Below are 14,453 nucleotides of genomic sequence, written 5' to 3' on the forward strand. Positions count from 1 at the left end.
ACGGGGGGGGGGGGGGGGGGGGGGGGGTGGGGGGGGGGTTGGGCGCCGTCGGGGGGGGGGGGGGGGGGGGGGGGGGGGGGGGGCGGGGGGGGGGGGGGGGGCCGGGCCCCCACGGGTCTGGGGTGCGGGCGGAAAGCCGGCCGCGGCGGTCTATGAGGCGGACTTCGCCTTCTTTCCCTTGTCGGTGACGGCGAACCAAAGGCCCTGCTTGTTGTGGCCGCTGATGTCACCGGGCTCCTTGTCCCCGGTGAACGAATAGACCGGCCAGCAGTCGATCGTCAATTGCTCGCTCCCGTCCGGCCGTTTCACCGAACCCACCAATTCGGCGGGAATTCCGCTCACCTTCGACTTGTCGACGGGCTTGGCCGGCTTCCAGGTGTCCAGGCAGGCATCGAGGCATCCGAACTTCATCGGCCAGGCGCTGTCCTTGTCGAACCGGTAGAGCGTCCGGCCCTCCGCGTCCGCGACGATGGTGCCGAGCTGGGTGTTCTGGACGGCGCTGAGTTCACTGCCCGCCGCGCTCTTGCCCTTCGCGGCGTCCTCGCCGTGCGCCCCCGCGGCCGGCTTCTTGCCTCCGGCGGCGGCCGGCTTCCCGTCGGCTCCCAGCGCGTGCCAGGTCCCGCCGACACCCTCGCCGAGCGTGTCGCCCGCCTTGGCGTCCTTGGCGTAGCGGTACACGGGCCACCCCGCGAGCGTCAGCTGCCGGGTACCGTCGGCCCGCGCGACCGAGCCGAGCAGGGTCGCGTCGATTCCCTCGCCGGCCGAGGCGTCGTCCGCGGACACCGCGGGCCAGGCCGTCGCGCAGTCGCCGTCGCAGTTGGACTTGGGGGGCTTGGCCGTGTCCTTGTCGAAGCGGTAGAGGGTGAAGCCCTCGCTGTCGGTGACCGCCGCGCCGAGCGCCGGGACCTCCTTCACCTGCAGCTGGCCGGCCGGCCCGTTCTTCCCGGCCTCGCCGGCCGGTACGGCGCCGGAACCGGCACCGTAGGCGTCGTAGGCGGACCCGAGCTGTTTGCTGTCGCTCACCGGCTTCACCGCGTTTCCCTTTCCCGGGGATTCGCCGCCGCTGCCACATCCGGCGGTCAACAGAAGTACCGCGATCGCCGACCCGGCGAATATGTCACGACGCGCTTTCTTCACGATCTCTCCTTCAGGTTCGGTCCCGCGATTTCCTGCCCGCGATTTCTTGTCTGCGTCATTGATACGGGGCGCCGGGCCCAAGGAGCCGATTTCCCCGGGAATTTATCGGATCACGCAAAGAATGAACCCGGGGGAAGGGCGGAGCCGTGTACCGGACGGACCGGGCCGGCTCATTCGCTCCGTCGGGTCACTCCTGGATGCGCAGCGCGAGCGCCGGGCAGCGCCGCACCGCGCGCAGCGCCTTCGGCCGCAGCCGCCCCGGGACCGGCATGGAGGCCTGGGCCGGATAGCCGTCGGCGTCGAGCCGGACGACGTCGGGGAGGATGTCCACGCACAGCCCGTGCCCCTTGCACAGCGTCCAGTCCACGACCAGTCGCTCGGGGCTCTCGTCCTGGGGCAACGGCAGCGCCCCCAGCACCCGTCGGCCGCACCCGCTGCCGAGGGCGTGGTCCATGAACTCCTCGGGGAAGGCGGCCAGCGCCGACGCCACGAAGTGCGACGTGCCGTCCGGATGGCTGCACGCGCCCCGGCCCCGCACCACGCGCATCCGCGCCTCCACCGCTTCGAGGGCTGCTCTGCCCCCGCCCGCGACGGCGTCCTCCAGTACGTCGGCCAGCGCGGGCAGCCCCCGTACGCACGGGCCGCACTGGCCCGCCGACTCCTTGGCCATCCAGCGGGTCACGCGCGCCACTTCGCCGGCCGGGCAGGTGTCCTGCGGCAGGGGCAGGACCGCTCCCGCCCCCAGCACCGCGCCGAGCGCGGCGAGGGACTGCCGGGACACCTCGGCGCCGCGGGCGGACCCCGGTGGCAGCCATCTGCCGTGGTAGCCGCCGACCAGTACGCCTTGACCGGCATCGGAGCCGCACAGTTCGAGGACGTACGCCAGCGAGGTCCCGGTGGGAGTCTCGACGACCGTGGAGCCGGCCACCGTCAGCAAGGTGGTGCCCGGCTCGCCGGGCAGGCCGCTCGCACGGTAGTCCAGCGCGCCGAGGCGGGCGGCGACGGCGAGCTGGGCGAAGGTCTCGGTGTTCGACAGCAGCGTGGGCGCGCCGCCCAGGCCCCTCTCGCTGGTGCGCACCTTCTGCCCGGACGGCAGCGCCGCACCGCCGTTCAGACCGCTGACGAGAGCGGTTCCCTCGCCGGTCACGAAGCGCTCGGGCAGCCGGGTCACCCGTACCCGCCGCCCGGCCGGGCCGCGTTCCGCGACGGCGTCCCGTACCGACTGCTCCACGTCCTCCCGGGTGACGGCCACGACCACGTCCTCGGCGCCGAGCGCGGCGGCGGCCAGGAGGGCTCCGTCGAGCACCAGGTGCGGTGCGTGCAGCAGCAGTGCGGTGTCCTTGAGGCAACTCGGCTCGCCTTCACTGCCGTTGACGACGACGGCCGTGAGCCCGTCCCGCTCGCGGGCCGAGCGCATGACCGCGCGCAGCTTCCGGGCGAAGGGGAAGCCCGCCCCGCCACGGCCCCGTAGGTCGATGTCCTCGGCCAGGTCGACCAGTTCGTCCGGACGCAACCGCGGCAGTGAGCCGTGTGCGGTGAGGTGGGCGACGCGGTCGAGGCGAGGGGCCCGGTCCAGTCCGGCCAGCAGCCTGGGGGCGCCCACACAGCCGAGGCTGGGGCGCGGCGCGCCGCTCACGTCAACCTCTCACCGGTCGCGAGCCGTTCGTCGAACGGGTCGACGCCACCACCCGGCCGGCTCGGCGCGTACGCGGGGAACACGACCGGGCGGCGCCGCGTCCATCTCCGCTGCCGGGGGAGGGGGACCGCAGGGGGCTTCCGCGGTGCGGCCAGGGGGACGGACGGACGAGAAGTCGCCATGTCGAGACGCGACTTGAGGCGTAGGACGAGTACGCCGGCGACGCCGGCCAGGCACAGGGCGTACGAGGCCGTCACCCAGGCGTCGGCGGCCCGGCCGGCCTTCAGCCCGTGCACCAGAGAGGCACCCCACGCCGGGTAGGCGCCGATGTGCAGGGCCCGCCACCACAGGGAGCGGCTCTTGGTCGCGAAGACGCTGCGCACGGCGCCGGACACCGCCACCGAGAGGAACAGATATCCGGCGAGCGTGCCGAGCCCGATGAGGACGGGGCGGCCGGCGTCCGTGAACGGCACGACCGCCGCGGTCGCGCTGGTCTGTCGCTGCGCGACCTTGACCCAGATGTGGAGGGCCAGGAAACCCAGCCCCGCCACGGCGAGACCGCGGTGCACTCCTTGGGCGAGCAGCCGGTGGCCCGAGCCGAGCAGCAGCCGGTCGGTGGCCATCAGGCCCCAGAGGACCGTGGCCGTGAGGGAGACGAGCGAGAGGACGCCCGCCCCGTAGTCGAGGAACTCCCACACGTGGGTCAGGGCGCCCGCGCGGGCCGCCACTGTGACGGAGACGAGAGCCGCGAGGGCGGCGCAGATCGCCCCGGGTCTCAGTCTGCCCGCCGTGGGAAGGAGGGAGGGCCGCCGTACGGCCCGCCGTCCGGCGGCCGGACTCGAGGCCGCGTGACGGCTTCGGCGGCGGGCTCTGTGTGAGCGGGGCATGTGAGGCTGGGGCAAGGGCATCCAGTTCTCCTGTGAAACTCCGCTCCGGCCGAGGGAACTTGGGGCCGGAGTGCAGAAGCATCGTGGAGGTGCACAGGGGCTCCACAGGATTTATCGAAACGTGATAATTTCTCGCACCGCGTCTCCGGCGCATCGAACAACACCGGAAGATTCCCCTCCAACGGAGGTTGTGACAGGCCCAGTGGTCGGACCTCTCAGGAGGGACGGGGGTCACAACCTCCTTGCCAGCGAAGGCTGTTGGCGAAGGGGGAACCTCGGTGGGCTGGTCGCTCTTCCCCGGGCGGGCTCACCCCGGCACGAACGAGGAAACGATGTGCGAACTTCTGAACCGCATCTGGTCCCGCCCCCGTGGCGAGTGGACCCGCGTCCTGCGACGGGAACTCCCCGCGTTGGCCGCCGAGATAGTGGAGGAGCTTCTGCATGGAATTCCGGAATTTTCCGCACTTGTCGATGACAACGATGCCATCGATGACGAGCTGCTCCGGCAGAGGGTGGAAGAGGCTCTTCTCACCGCTCTCGGCTACCAGGAGCAGCCCCGGGAACACGCACCGGACGAGGACGAGGCAGCGGACGAAAGCGAGGCCGAGATCAGCGACGAGGCCAAGATCAGCGACGAGTACGAGATCACGCACGAGGGCCGGCACGAAGGCATCGGCGTGGGCCGGCGGGAAGGCGTTGGCGACGGCCGGCGGGACGGCGGCCATGAGGACGCGCATGAGGCCGCTCATGAAGACGCCCATGAGGACGGCCACGAAGACGGCCGGGAGGGCGTCCGCGAAGGCGACCGGGCGCGCCAGGAGCTCTTCAAGGCGCTCACCGACGACAGGGCCGCATCGGAGACCTCCCTCACCGAGCTCGCCGAGGCGGCCGGATGGTCCCTGCCACCGGCCCTACGGGCCATCGTGCCCTCAAGCCCCGGCGAGACCGCACAGCTCGCCGCCGTACTGGACGACGCCCTCGCGGGTACCTTCGCCGGCCGGCCCTGCCTGCTCGTCCCGAGCCAGGACCCGGACGTCCGCGCCCCGCTGGAACACCTGCTCCGCGGCCGTTTCGCGGCCGTCGGCCACGCCGTCCCCCTGCGGGACGCGGCCTCCTCGCTGCGCTGGGCGCTACGCCTCTTCGCTCTGACGCCCACCCGCCCGGGCCTTGAAGCCCGCACCGTGTTCGTCGACGACCACCTCTCGACCCTGCTCCTGCTCCAGGACGAGCCCCTCGCCCACGCGCTGGCCGCCCGCTGGCTGCGACCGCTGGCGGACCTGACCCCGCGCCAGAGCGAGCGGCTGGAGGTGACCCTGCTCGCCTGGCTGGAAGGGGGCGGAGCCCCCGAGGCGGCCAAGGCCCTGAGTGTGCACCCGCAGACCGTGCGGTACCGCATGCGCCAGCTGGAGAAGCTCTTCGGAACCGGGCTGCGTGACCCCCGCACCCGCTTCGAGCTGGAGATGGCCCTGCGCAGCCGCCGCCTGATGGCCCAGGTGCGGCGTCAGCACTCCCGGGTGGGACGCAGGACCGCCCGCGTGATCACGGCGGACTTCACCCCCGTGGTCGTCGGACGCATCGCGCGTGTGAACGGCCTCTGAACCAGCTCTGACCACCGGTCCTGACCACAAGTCCTGACAACCGGTCCTGATCTCCAAAAAACGGTGTTGGCCCGAAGTCGGCTTCGGGCCAACACCTTTGTCCCGGAACGGGCGCAGTGGGTGGGGGAGGGGGCGCCCGCCCCGGGAGCGGAGGGGGATCCGCGGAGGGAGATCTCGCGGAGGGGATCCGTACCGCGCGGTCAGCGGCAGGTGCGCCCGTCGTTGATGCAGCCCACGGCCTTGTTCATCAGGCCGTTCGACATCACGTTGATGAAGTCGTCGTGGTCGGTGACCGGCTTGTGCAGCTGTTCGGGGAAGCTGTCCACGGCGAAGCGCGCGCCCGGCGCCACCCCGTAGGTGAGGCGCTGTACCAGCTGCGGAATGGCCTTGAAGCCCTTCGGGCAGCGGCCGTTCCGGTCCGGAAAGGCCACGTGCGTACGGTGGTTGGCGCTGTCGGTGTTCCGGCCGTCCCAGCAGCTCTGGAAGGTGAACGTGCGCACCACGTCGCTGCCCTTGGGGCAGATCGGGTACTTGTCCTTCAGCTGGCGGTTCTCGAAGCCGGTGCAGCTCCACGAGGCGTTCGCGTTGGCGTTGCCGTTGGCGAAGGCCTTGGCGTCACCGGTGATGATGCGCAGGAAGCGGGGCATGGCCGTGACCTTGCCGGCCGGACTCCCCTTGAAGGTGATCGTGACCTGCTTCGGCCGCAGGATGGTGCCGACGTTGCCGTCCTTGCCGCCACCGGCCGCCTTCGCGTCCCGCTCCGCCTTGCCGTCGCGCAGGCGCAGTACGGGCCAGTAGTAGCTGGACTGGTCGCCGTTGGAGCAGGTGGTGCCGGCCGCGGCGAGGCTGTCGTTGGTGGAGAAGGCGTCGGTGGACTTGTTGCCCACGTAGTCGTGCATGTGGTGGGCGCCGTTGGAGACACCGGGTGCGACGATCACGTTGTCGGGGTTGAAGTGGCCGTTCTCGTTGCGGCCGCACTGCGAGGTGAACGTACCCGTGGAGGCGCCCGCCGAAGGGGCCGGGGTGCGTACGTTCGGCCGGATCTTGGTGATGGAGACGAAGTCGCTGCGGGCCGGACCACCCTTCTGTGAGGTGCCGGAGGCGACGCCGAACTGTTCGCCGGAGGAGTCCGCGGCGGCGGGTTCCTCGGCGGCGGGCGCCTGCTTCATCTCGCAGCCGCTCAACGCCTTCAGCTCCTCCGGCGGTTGGCCCGAGCGGCCGATCGCGTCCGTCATCTCGGCGATGGTCTTGTCGCGCTGCTCGCGGAGCTCCCCGAGGAGGGCGTCCCCCTGCGCCTCGCCGGCGGCGAGCCGCCGGTAGGCGTCGGCCACCTGGTCGTCCAGCTTGGCCAGATTCCCGTCGACCTCGGCCTTGGCCTGGTCGGGGACGCTGGTGAGCCGCTCTCCCACGTCGGGGCAGTCGATGGTGGCCGTCAGCTGCCCCGCGCGGTCGCCCTCCTGTCCGGCGGACGCGTTGCCGGCGATGACGGCGACCCCGCCCCCGCCCAGCACGAGGGCGGAGACCACGGCCAGCAGCTTGTTCGACAACCGGGGGCGTTTGTGGCCCTTTTGGCTCATGCGATCACTTCACTTCGTCGGTCGGACATTGTCGGAAAGCGCGTCGAAATCGACCAGCCCGCTGTCTTCGAGGACCGAGATGTGGTCCAGCACCGTGGCATTGGCGGACGTGGCGAGGGCGCGCACCATGGAGTTGCGGGTCTGTGCCCGTACTCCGGCCAGCAGGGCGAACACCTTTCCGTGCGCTCGGCGCAGCAGTTGGATGAACAGCCGTTCGTAGTCGTCCCCGCGGGCGCGGGTCAGCTGGCCCAGCCACTCCTGCTGCTGCTCGGAGGGCTGGTTGGGCAGGTCGATGCCGAGGGCCTGGCCGACCTGGATGACCTGCCGGTCCAGCTCGGTGTGGCCCTCGACGAGGTGTTCCCCGGCCGTGCGCACCGCGGGGCGCGTCCCGCGCTGCTGGGCCTGCCGTCCCGCGGGCAGCTCCCACAGCCCGGCGAGCCGTACCTTCCGGACGAAGTCGCGGTCCGCGGCGGTCAGCGGCCCGTACGCCGTGCTCATGGTCCCGGCGCCGTCGTCCTCGCCCGCCGGACCCGCGACGGCGGCCGAGGCCCGGCCGTCGAATCTGTCCACGGGTATCAGCAGCGCGATCAGGGTGAGGGCGAGGGCGGTGATGACCACGCCGCTCCCGATCGTGTATCTGGTCGCCACCGAAAGGCTGTTGATGGATCGTCGCCGCAGTGACAGCACGGTGCCTCCTCGCTCCAGGGGGCCGGGAGGGGGCGGCGCAGGAGGGCCGCACGTGCCGTGCGGTGCACACCCGCATTCCCGGGGTGTCACGGGACGCTAGTGCCCGCCGCGGCGCCGCTGCGGGAGCACATCACCCTTGGACAAACATCCCGGCGAGCCCGCGAAAGACTGCTATCTTGCCGCGCCGGCGGGCGCGCCGGCGGGCGGCCGGCACGCCGTGCGCGGGCGCGCCGGCCCGGTCCGCCCTGCGCGTCACCGGGCTGCGAGCGGCCCGAGGTAGGTGCCTCCGGAGACGTCGATGGTCTGGCCGGTCACCCAGCGCCCCCGCGGGCCCGCCAGGAAGCCCACCACGTCCGCGACATCCTCCGGCTCGCCGATGCGCCCGAGAGCCGTGATCGACTCAAGGGCGGCCACCGCCTCGGGAACCGCGGCGTAGGGACCGATCATGTCGGTCAGCACCACCCCGGGTTCGACCGTGTTCACGGTGATACCACGTCGCCCCAACTCGTTGGCGAGCGACGGGCCGAGGGACGCCAGCGCCGCCTTGGTGACGGTGTAGCCGATCTGGCCGGGTTCCGCGATCCGGGTGGCCGCCGAGCCCATGTTGATGATCCGTCCGCCCTCCCGCAGCAGCGGCAGCGCCCGCTGGACCACGAAGAGCGGCGTGCTCACGTTGACCGCCAGCAGCCGCCCGAACTCCTCCTCGGTGAGCTGCCCGATCGGACTGACCGAGTGGATACCCGCGTTGTTGACCAGGATGTCCAGGCCATCCGCGCCGCGCTCGGCCAGCCCGACGGTGAGCCCCTCGAATAACCGGTCCACCGCACCGCTCTCGCCGAACCGGGCCCGTACCGCGAACGCCCGGCCGCCGGCTTCGGCGATCCGCGCCACCGTCCCGGCGGCGGCCGCCTCGTTGCCGCCGTAGTGGACCACGACCAGCGCCCCCTCGGCGGCGAGCCGCAGGGCGACCGCGCGCCCGATTCCCCGCGAGCCGCCCGTCACCAGCGCGGTCCTGCCGTCCAGTTCCCCCATGATCGCCTCTCCCCTCGTGATGCCCCGGTGGAATCCGGGAACGCCTCAGGCTAGGCGGACTTGGGGACGTGCGGTGCGGATCCCGCCGACGCGCGCCCACGCGCCGTGGCTTCTAAGAGGCCGTCACCACTGACGCTGCACGGCCGCCTTGCCACCGGTCACCAAGCTGGCCGGAGGAACGTCATCGGCCACGACCGCACCGGCGGCGACCACGGCGTCCCGGCCGATGCTGACCCCGGGCAGGATCGTGGCACCGGCACCGATCCACACGTTCTCCGCCACGTCGATGGGTGCGCCGGTGAGGTACAGCCGTCGCTCCGCGGGATCAACCGGATGCCCGCTGGTGATGAACGTGACCTTCGGTCCGATCATCACGCCCTCGCCGAGACGGATACCGGCGTAGTCCAGGAACGTGCAGTTCTGGTTGATGAAGACGCGTGTGGCGAGGTCGAGGTTCAGGCCGTGGTCGGTGAAGAAGGGAGGATAGATCGTGACCTTGGGCGGCAGGGGCTTGCCGAGGATCTGTGCGAACAGTGCCGCCTTGCCCGCTTCGTCTTCGAAGGGCAGGACGTTCAGCCTGGAGGTGAGCTCGGTGACCCGCAGGACCCTCTCGGCCATGGCCTGGAACTCGGCGCTGTGGATGCGCATGAGGCGGTCGCTGGACATGGCACGGTCCTTTCCGTGTACGAGTGACGACGAACAACCCGGGCAGCCTCGCGCTGGCACTCTATGTGCAACCGACGACCGGCTGACCGCTGGTCACGACCCGTTAAGGGAGGGCCACCCGGCACTTGGCCCCCGCCGTCCGGCACGGCGGCCCCACCGCACGGCGTTTCACACCATGGCGAGCCGGTCCACCAGCAGCTCCACCCTCGGCTCGGCGTCCTCGGGCAGCAGGCGGCCCGCTCGGGTCAGGGTCGCCAGGCCGTGCAGGGCCGCCCAGAACACCTCGGTGAACAGCCCCGGCTGGACGCCGTCGCCGGCGACCTCGGCGAGGGATTCGAGCAGGGCGGCGAAGGCGTCCTTCAGCGGCTCGGGGGTGTCCTCCTGGGCGTAGGCCAGGCCGCCGTCGAGCTGGAACAAGGCGTCGTATACCGCCGGGTGGTCCTCCGCGAAGCCGAGGTAGGCGCGGGCGAGGGCGATGACCCGCTCGCGCGGGCCGTCCGCTCTGGACGCCGCGGCACGCACCGCCGCGGCCAGCTCGACGGCGCCCTCCAGGGCGACGGCGCCGATGATCTCGCGCTTCCCGCGGAAGTGGCTGTAGAGGACGGGCTGGCTGTACTCGATGCGCTCGGCGAGCCGACGGGTGGTGACCGCGTCCCAGCCCTGCTGCTCGGCGAGTTCGCGGGCTGTCGCCACGATGAGGCGCTCGCGTTCCGCCCGGTCGCGCTCCTTGCGTTCCTTTACCGACATGAGTCGATCCTAGCACCGCTAGACAATCGAGCGTTAGCAGCGCTAGCGTTGCTAACAACACCTAGCAACGCTAGTTCTCCGAGGGGTCGTCATGTTCAGCACACTTGAGGTCGTCACCACTGTCGTCGTCGGACTGATGGTGGGGGTCGAGTTCTCCGTCGCCTTCATCATGAACCGGATCCTGGACGCGCTTCCCGAGGACAGCGGCCAGCTCGGCCACGCCCACGGGGGCCGCATGCTCGGCGCCCTGATGCCGTTCTGGTACATCGGCTCGCTCGTCCTCATCGCGATCTGGGCCGTCGCCGGATGGCACCGCGACGGCGCCGGACTCGTCGTCACCGCCGCCGGACTGCTGATGCTCGGCGTGGTCATGTCGATCCTGCTGCTCGTCCCGATCAACAACCGGAACAAGACCTGGACCCCCGAGAACCGGCCGGCCGACTGGAAGGAGCAGCTCCAGCGCTGGAACCGCTACCACTACCTCCGCGTCGCCGTCATCGTCGCCGCGTTCACCCTGCTGGTGACGGCCCTCGTCTGACACGACCACTGCCCCGACGTGGAACGCCCGCGAGCGCCCCGTTGACCCAGGTGCCTCGACCTCTTCGACAACGGCGTGGTGGTCGAACAGCTGGATGCAGCCTTCTGCCGATCACGTGGTCCCAGCGGCCTGACTTTCCGCTGTTGCCTCACCGCACTCACCGCACTCACCGCACTCAGCGCACGAAGTGCGTCACCGTGCCGTGGTGGTCGGGAGAGGTGAGGGTCCAGAGCATCAGCCCCACGATGATGGCCAGCAGGATCAGCCCCGTCCCGGTGTCGGGCTCCCAACGGGGCGGCTGCCGAAGCGGTGGGCTGGGTGTCGCGTCGTCGCGTGCAGTGTCGGAGTCGGCGCGCTGCCAGGGCGCGATCTCGGCCTCACCCCGGGCGATCCGCGCTGCCACGCGGCGTACGTCGGCCGCGTGGTAGGTCGGCTCGCGGGTCAGGTCCGGGGAGGGCGTGCCCGAGGTGCGTACGCCGTTGGCCCGCGCCACCGCCCTGATGCTGCTCGGCCTGATCTGCGGCCAGAGGACCCGGACTTGGACGTTCGTCAGCCAGCCTTCCTCGTCCTCAAGGTCCTGCTCGTCCGCTGCCCCATGCGAAGTCCCCCCACTCGCCGATCCCCCGTGGCTTGATACCCAGACAGCGGAAAGATCACCCAGCCGATCATCGGCAGGTGACAGCAGAGCCGGCCTGGCGGCATACGGAGAAAATCCAGGGGACGGACGGCCGCGCGCTGCTACGGTCGGCCGTCATGAGCTGGCTTCCCGATGACTTCGTCCACCCCGTCTTGGTACCGCTGCCGGGCGGTGGTCATCACCTGCGGCCGATCCGGGAGGGGGACACCCCGCTCGACTATCCGGCTGTGATGGGGTCGCGCGAGCGGCTGTGGAGCATTTTCGGCCCGGCCTGGGGCTGGCCCGCGGCCACCATGACCTACGAGGCCGACCGGGCCGACCTGTTGCGGCACGAGAAGGAGATCGCCGCGCACCAGTCCTTCAACTACGCGCTCTTCGATGCGGCGGAGACCGTTCTGCTCGGCTGCGTCTACCTCGACCCGCCGGAGAGGGCCGGCGCGGACGGCGAGATCTGCTGGTGGGTGGTGGACGAGCTGGTGGGCAGCGAGGTCGAACAGGCCCTCGACGCGCTGGTGCCGCAGTGGATCGCCGCCGACTGGCCGTTCGAGCAGCCGCGCTTCCTGGGTCGTGACATCTCCTGGCCGGACTGGCTCGCCCTGCCGCGGCATCCCGACGCGTGACGGCCTCCTGCGCGATAGTGCGCGGGCTCCCGGGGCCATGCGACTCGCGTGGTGCCGCTCGCTGATCCACGCTTCATCTCGGGGGAGGTCGTAACTCCCTGGACTTCCCGTCGCGTGCGAGGTCAGATGATCCGTGGAGACTTTGAAGATCATCGCGGGGGACGCGACCAACCCCCAGGCCAAGGGCCCGAAGGTCATTGCCCACATCTGCAACGACCTCGGCGGATGGGGCAAGGGGTTCGTCCTGGCGGTCTCGCGTCGCTGGCCTGAACCGGAGCGCGAGTACCGCCGCTGGCACCGCGAGCGCGCGGGCAACGACTTCGCCCTCGGGGCGGTGCAGTTCGTACACGTCAGAGCCGACATCTGGGTCGCGAACATGGTCGCGCAGCGTGGGATGAGGACCGGAAGCGGCGGTCCGCCCATCCGCTACGAAGCCCTGGAACGATGCCTGGACTCCGTAGCCGAGCACGCCCTGGCCCACAACGCCTCCGTGCACATGCCCCGCATCGGGTGCGGTCTCGCCGGAGGGAAATGGGCACGCATCGAGCCGGTCATCGACAAGACGCTGGGTGCGCGCGACATCGCCACCACGGTCTACGACCTGGCGTAGAGCTTCCCGCCCGCCCCTTCCCGGAACCGGGGCGCCGCCCCCGGACCCCGCACCCCGGTCCGCAGTTCTTACGGACCGGACTTACCCACCAGGCCCTGGGCGTGATCTACGAGGTGGGCTCGTCCGCCATCGGCTGCGCACGCTCGAGGAGGTCTTCGCCTACGCCGCGGCCGAGGAGATCACGCTGCGGATCGACGGCCACGGCAGGGACTACGCCGTCGCGGGGCGGGTGTTCTCGACCGCTGCGACCAGCGGGGCGAGCTCCGGATTGCCCGCGGCCTCGTCCAGCGCCTCGCGCAGGGCGGCGTCGTTGGTCGGGCGGGCGGCGGCCAGCAGGGCCAGGCCCGCCTCGCTCACATCGGTGTAGATGCCCCGGCGGTCGGTGTCGCAGATGTAGCGGTTCAGCAGGCCGCGGTCCTCCAGCCGGCTGACGAGACGGGTGGTCGCGCTCTGGCTGAGCACCACCGAGTCCGCGACCTGGTGCATCCGCAGGTGGCCGCCCGGACCGCTGTGCTGGCGGCTCAGGACGTCCAGCAGGGAGTACTCCCGCACGCTCAGCCCGTGCCCGGCCTGCAGGGCCCGCTCGATGTGCGACTCGATCCGCCCGTGGAGCAGCGAGAGGGCGCACCACCCCTGGGAGAGGGCGGTGAGCGCACTGTCCGTCGCCGTCATGGACTCCTCCTCGGGAGCGTCGTCAGGAGTGGTGGTCAGGAGTGTCTGGGACTCCGCACGGCCCAGGATACCTACATCTGCAATAGCCCGCGTTTGCATCTATCCCGCGTCTGCAATTAATGTGGACGCATGTAGGCGGCGCATGCAAGATCGCGCGTCGCCGACGGCACCCCCACCTCCCCTGGAAGGCACCTTCATGCCTCTCGCACTCCTCGCCCTGGCCATCGGGGCCTTCGGGATCGGCACCACCGAGTTCGTGATCATGGGCCTGCTGCCCGAGGTCGCCGGCGAGTACGGCGTCGCCATCCCCACCGCAGGCCTGCTGGTCACCGGCTACGCCCTCGGCGTCGTGCTCGGCGCCCCGCTGATGACCGTTCTCGGCACCCGCATCCCGCGCAAGCGCATGCTGATGCTCCTCATGGGCCTCTTCGTCGTCGGCAACGTGCTCTCCGCGCTCGCCCCGACCTTCGGCGTCATGCTCGCCGGCCGCGTCGTCGCCTCCCTCGCCCACGGCGCCTTCTTCGGCATCGGCTCCGTCGTCGCCGCGGAACTCGTCGCCCCCGAGAAGAAGGCGGGCGCGATCGCCATGATGTTCACCGGCCTCACCGTGGCCAACGTGGTCGGCGTCCCCCTCGGCACCCTGGTCGGCCAGACCCTCGGCTGGCGCGTCACCTTCCTGATCGTCGCCGCCCTCGGCGTCCTGGGCCTGCTGGGCATCGCCCGCCTGGTCCCGGAGCTGCCCCGCCCCGAGGGCGTACGCATCCGTCATGAGCTGGCCGCCTTCCGCAACGTGCAGGTGCTCCTCGCCATGGCGATGACCGTGCTCGGCTTCGGCGGCGTCTTCGCCGCGATCACCTACATCACGCCGATGATGACGAACGTCGCCGGTTTCGCCGACACCTCCGTCACCTGGCTCCTCGTCCTCTTCGGCCTGGGCATGGTGGGCGGCAACCTCCTCGGCGGCCGGTTCGCCGACCGGGCGCTGATGCCGATGCTGTACGTGTCCCTCGGCGCCCTCACCGTCGTCCTGGCCGTCTTCACGGTCACCGCCCACACCAAGGCCGGCGCCGCGCTCACCGTCGTCCTCATCGGGGCGCTCGGCTTCGCGACCGTACCGCCGCTGCAGAAGCGGGTCCTCGACCAGGCCGCCGGCGCCCCCACCCTCGCCTCCGCCGTCAACATCGGCGCCTTCAACCTCGGCAACGCGCTCGCCGCCTGGCTCGGCGGGCTGGTCATCGCCGCCGGCCTCGGCTGGACCGCCCCGAACTGGGTCGGCGCCGCACTGGCCGCCTCCGCGCTGGCCCTCGCCCTCGTCTCCGGCGCACTGGAGCGGCGTACGGCCTCCCGCCCCGGCCGCGTCGTCGCCTCCTCCGGGACCGTCCCGGTCCCCGCCCACCGCTGATCCGCCA

15 protein-coding genes are annotated in these 14,453 nt (G+C 71.3%); 5 read left to right on the forward strand and 10 right to left on the reverse strand.

Annotated elements, in window-relative coordinates; genetic code table 11:
- Positions 1-150: 150 nt before the first annotated feature.
- The 3 genes from ACF059_RS12230 to ACF059_RS12240 form a co-directional block, all read right to left on the reverse strand.
- Positions 151-1,137, reverse strand: a complete 987-nt coding sequence (locus tag ACF059_RS12230; protein WP_392055043.1) for an SCO0930 family lipoprotein — start codon at positions 1,135-1,137, stop codon at positions 151-153.
- A gap of 187 nt (positions 1,138-1,324) precedes the next feature.
- Positions 1,325-2,740, reverse strand: a complete 1,416-nt coding sequence (locus ACF059_RS12235) for an NADH-ubiquinone oxidoreductase-F iron-sulfur binding region domain-containing protein (RefSeq protein ID WP_392055046.1) — start codon at positions 2,738-2,740, stop codon at positions 1,325-1,327.
- A 29-nt stretch (positions 2,741-2,769) separates the two neighbouring features.
- Complete coding sequence (locus ACF059_RS12240) at positions 2,770-3,501, reverse strand: hypothetical protein (RefSeq protein WP_392055049.1); 732 nt, start codon at positions 3,499-3,501, stop codon at positions 2,770-2,772.
- 671 nt (positions 3,502-4,172) lie between these two features.
- Between ACF059_RS12240 and ACF059_RS12245 the strand changes: the two genes are divergently transcribed.
- Positions 4,173-5,258, forward strand: a complete 1,086-nt coding sequence (locus tag ACF059_RS12245) for a PucR family transcriptional regulator (RefSeq protein WP_392055052.1) — start codon at positions 4,173-4,175, stop codon at positions 5,256-5,258.
- Positions 5,259-5,458: 200 nt separating this feature from the next.
- Here the strand turns inward: ACF059_RS12245 and ACF059_RS12250 are convergent, their stop codons facing one another.
- The 5 genes from ACF059_RS12250 to ACF059_RS12270 all read right to left on the reverse strand — a co-directional run bounded on the left by ACF059_RS12250 (position 5,459) and on the right by ACF059_RS12270 (position 9,967).
- Positions 5,459-6,835, reverse strand: coding sequence for a DUF1996 domain-containing protein (locus tag ACF059_RS12250; protein ID WP_392055055.1), 1,377 nt, complete (start codon positions 6,833-6,835; stop codon positions 5,459-5,461).
- 9 nt (positions 6,836-6,844) lie between these two features.
- The gene (locus ACF059_RS12255; RefSeq protein WP_360893722.1) at positions 6,845-7,483 is read right to left on the reverse strand and encodes a DUF4142 domain-containing protein; all 639 of its coding nucleotides are present in this window, start codon (positions 7,481-7,483) and stop codon (positions 6,845-6,847) included.
- Positions 7,484-7,774: 291 nt separating this feature from the next.
- A complete protein-coding gene (locus tag ACF059_RS12260) occupies positions 7,775-8,554 on the reverse strand; it encodes an SDR family NAD(P)-dependent oxidoreductase (RefSeq protein WP_392055058.1) in 780 nt (259 codons plus the stop codon).
- 123 nt (positions 8,555-8,677) lie between these two features.
- Positions 8,678-9,220 carry a DapH/DapD/GlmU-related protein gene (locus tag ACF059_RS12265; protein ID WP_392055061.1) on the reverse strand — a complete coding sequence of 181 codons (543 nt, stop codon included), beginning with the start codon at positions 9,218-9,220 and terminating at the stop codon, positions 8,678-8,680.
- 168 nt (positions 9,221-9,388) lie between these two features.
- Positions 9,389-9,967 carry a TetR/AcrR family transcriptional regulator gene (locus ACF059_RS12270; protein WP_392055064.1) on the reverse strand — a complete coding sequence of 193 codons (579 nt, stop codon included), beginning with the start codon at positions 9,965-9,967 and terminating at the stop codon, positions 9,389-9,391.
- Positions 9,968-10,058: 91 nt separating this feature from the next.
- Here ACF059_RS12270 and ACF059_RS12275 point away from each other — a divergent pair, with 91 nt between their 5' ends.
- Positions 10,059-10,505, forward strand: coding sequence for an anthrone oxygenase family protein (locus ACF059_RS12275; protein ID WP_392055067.1), 447 nt, complete (start codon positions 10,059-10,061; stop codon positions 10,503-10,505).
- A gap of 175 nt (positions 10,506-10,680) precedes the next feature.
- Here ACF059_RS12275 and ACF059_RS12280 read toward each other — a convergent pair whose 3' ends face one another.
- Positions 10,681-10,998 carry a hypothetical protein gene (locus ACF059_RS12280; protein ID WP_392055070.1) on the reverse strand — a complete coding sequence of 106 codons (318 nt, stop codon included), beginning with the start codon at positions 10,996-10,998 and terminating at the stop codon, positions 10,681-10,683.
- A gap of 260 nt (positions 10,999-11,258) precedes the next feature.
- Between ACF059_RS12280 and ACF059_RS12285 the strand changes: the two genes are divergently transcribed.
- Together ACF059_RS12285 and ACF059_RS12290 are read left to right on the forward strand one after the other, a co-directional pair.
- Positions 11,259-11,762 carry an N-acetyltransferase gene (locus tag ACF059_RS12285; RefSeq protein WP_392055073.1) on the forward strand — a complete coding sequence of 168 codons (504 nt, stop codon included), beginning with the start codon at positions 11,259-11,261 and terminating at the stop codon, positions 11,760-11,762.
- Positions 11,763-11,895: 133 nt separating this feature from the next.
- On the forward strand, positions 11,896-12,372 hold the full coding sequence (locus ACF059_RS12290) for a macro domain-containing protein (protein WP_392055076.1): 477 nt from the start codon (positions 11,896-11,898) through the stop codon (positions 12,370-12,372).
- 210 nt (positions 12,373-12,582) lie between these two features.
- Here ACF059_RS12290 and ACF059_RS12295 read toward each other — a convergent pair whose 3' ends face one another.
- Positions 12,583-13,044, reverse strand: coding sequence for a MarR family winged helix-turn-helix transcriptional regulator (locus ACF059_RS12295; RefSeq protein ID WP_392055078.1), 462 nt, complete (start codon positions 13,042-13,044; stop codon positions 12,583-12,585).
- Positions 13,045-13,240: 196 nt separating this feature from the next.
- Here ACF059_RS12295 and ACF059_RS12300 point away from each other — a divergent pair, with 196 nt between their 5' ends.
- Positions 13,241-14,446, forward strand: coding sequence for an MFS transporter (locus ACF059_RS12300; RefSeq protein WP_392055081.1), 1,206 nt, complete (start codon positions 13,241-13,243; stop codon positions 14,444-14,446).
- The last annotated feature ends 7 nt before the right edge of the window (positions 14,447-14,453 follow it).

The sequence above is a fragment of the Streptomyces sp. NPDC016562 genome (assembly GCF_043076955.1).
GTDB lineage: Bacteria > Actinomycetota > Actinomycetes > Streptomycetales > Streptomycetaceae > Streptomyces.

Excerpts from the sequence above, each read along its gene's own strand:
- ACF059_RS12250 (WP_392055055.1), bottom strand. The coding sequence starts at position 6,835 with ATGAGCCAAAAGGGCCACAAACGCCCCCGGTTGTCGAACAAGCTGCTG.
- ACF059_RS12260 (WP_392055058.1), bottom strand. The coding sequence starts at position 8,554 with ATGGGGGAACTGGACGGCAGGACCGCGCTGGTGACGGGCGGCTCGCGG.
- ACF059_RS12265 (WP_392055061.1), bottom strand. The coding sequence starts at position 9,220 with ATGTCCAGCGACCGCCTCATGCGCATCCACAGCGCCGAGTTCCAGGCC.
- ACF059_RS12270 (WP_392055064.1), bottom strand. The coding sequence starts at position 9,967 with ATGTCGGTAAAGGAACGCAAGGAGCGCGACCGGGCGGAACGCGAGCGC.
- ACF059_RS12275 (WP_392055067.1), top strand. The coding sequence starts at position 10,059 with ATGTTCAGCACACTTGAGGTCGTCACCACTGTCGTCGTCGGACTGATG.
- ACF059_RS12285 (WP_392055073.1), top strand. The coding sequence starts at position 11,259 with ATGAGCTGGCTTCCCGATGACTTCGTCCACCCCGTCTTGGTACCGCTG.
- ACF059_RS12295 (WP_392055078.1), bottom strand. The coding sequence starts at position 13,044 with ATGACGGCGACGGACAGTGCGCTCACCGCCCTCTCCCAGGGGTGGTGC.
- ACF059_RS12300 (WP_392055081.1), top strand. The coding sequence starts at position 13,241 with ATGCCTCTCGCACTCCTCGCCCTGGCCATCGGGGCCTTCGGGATCGGC.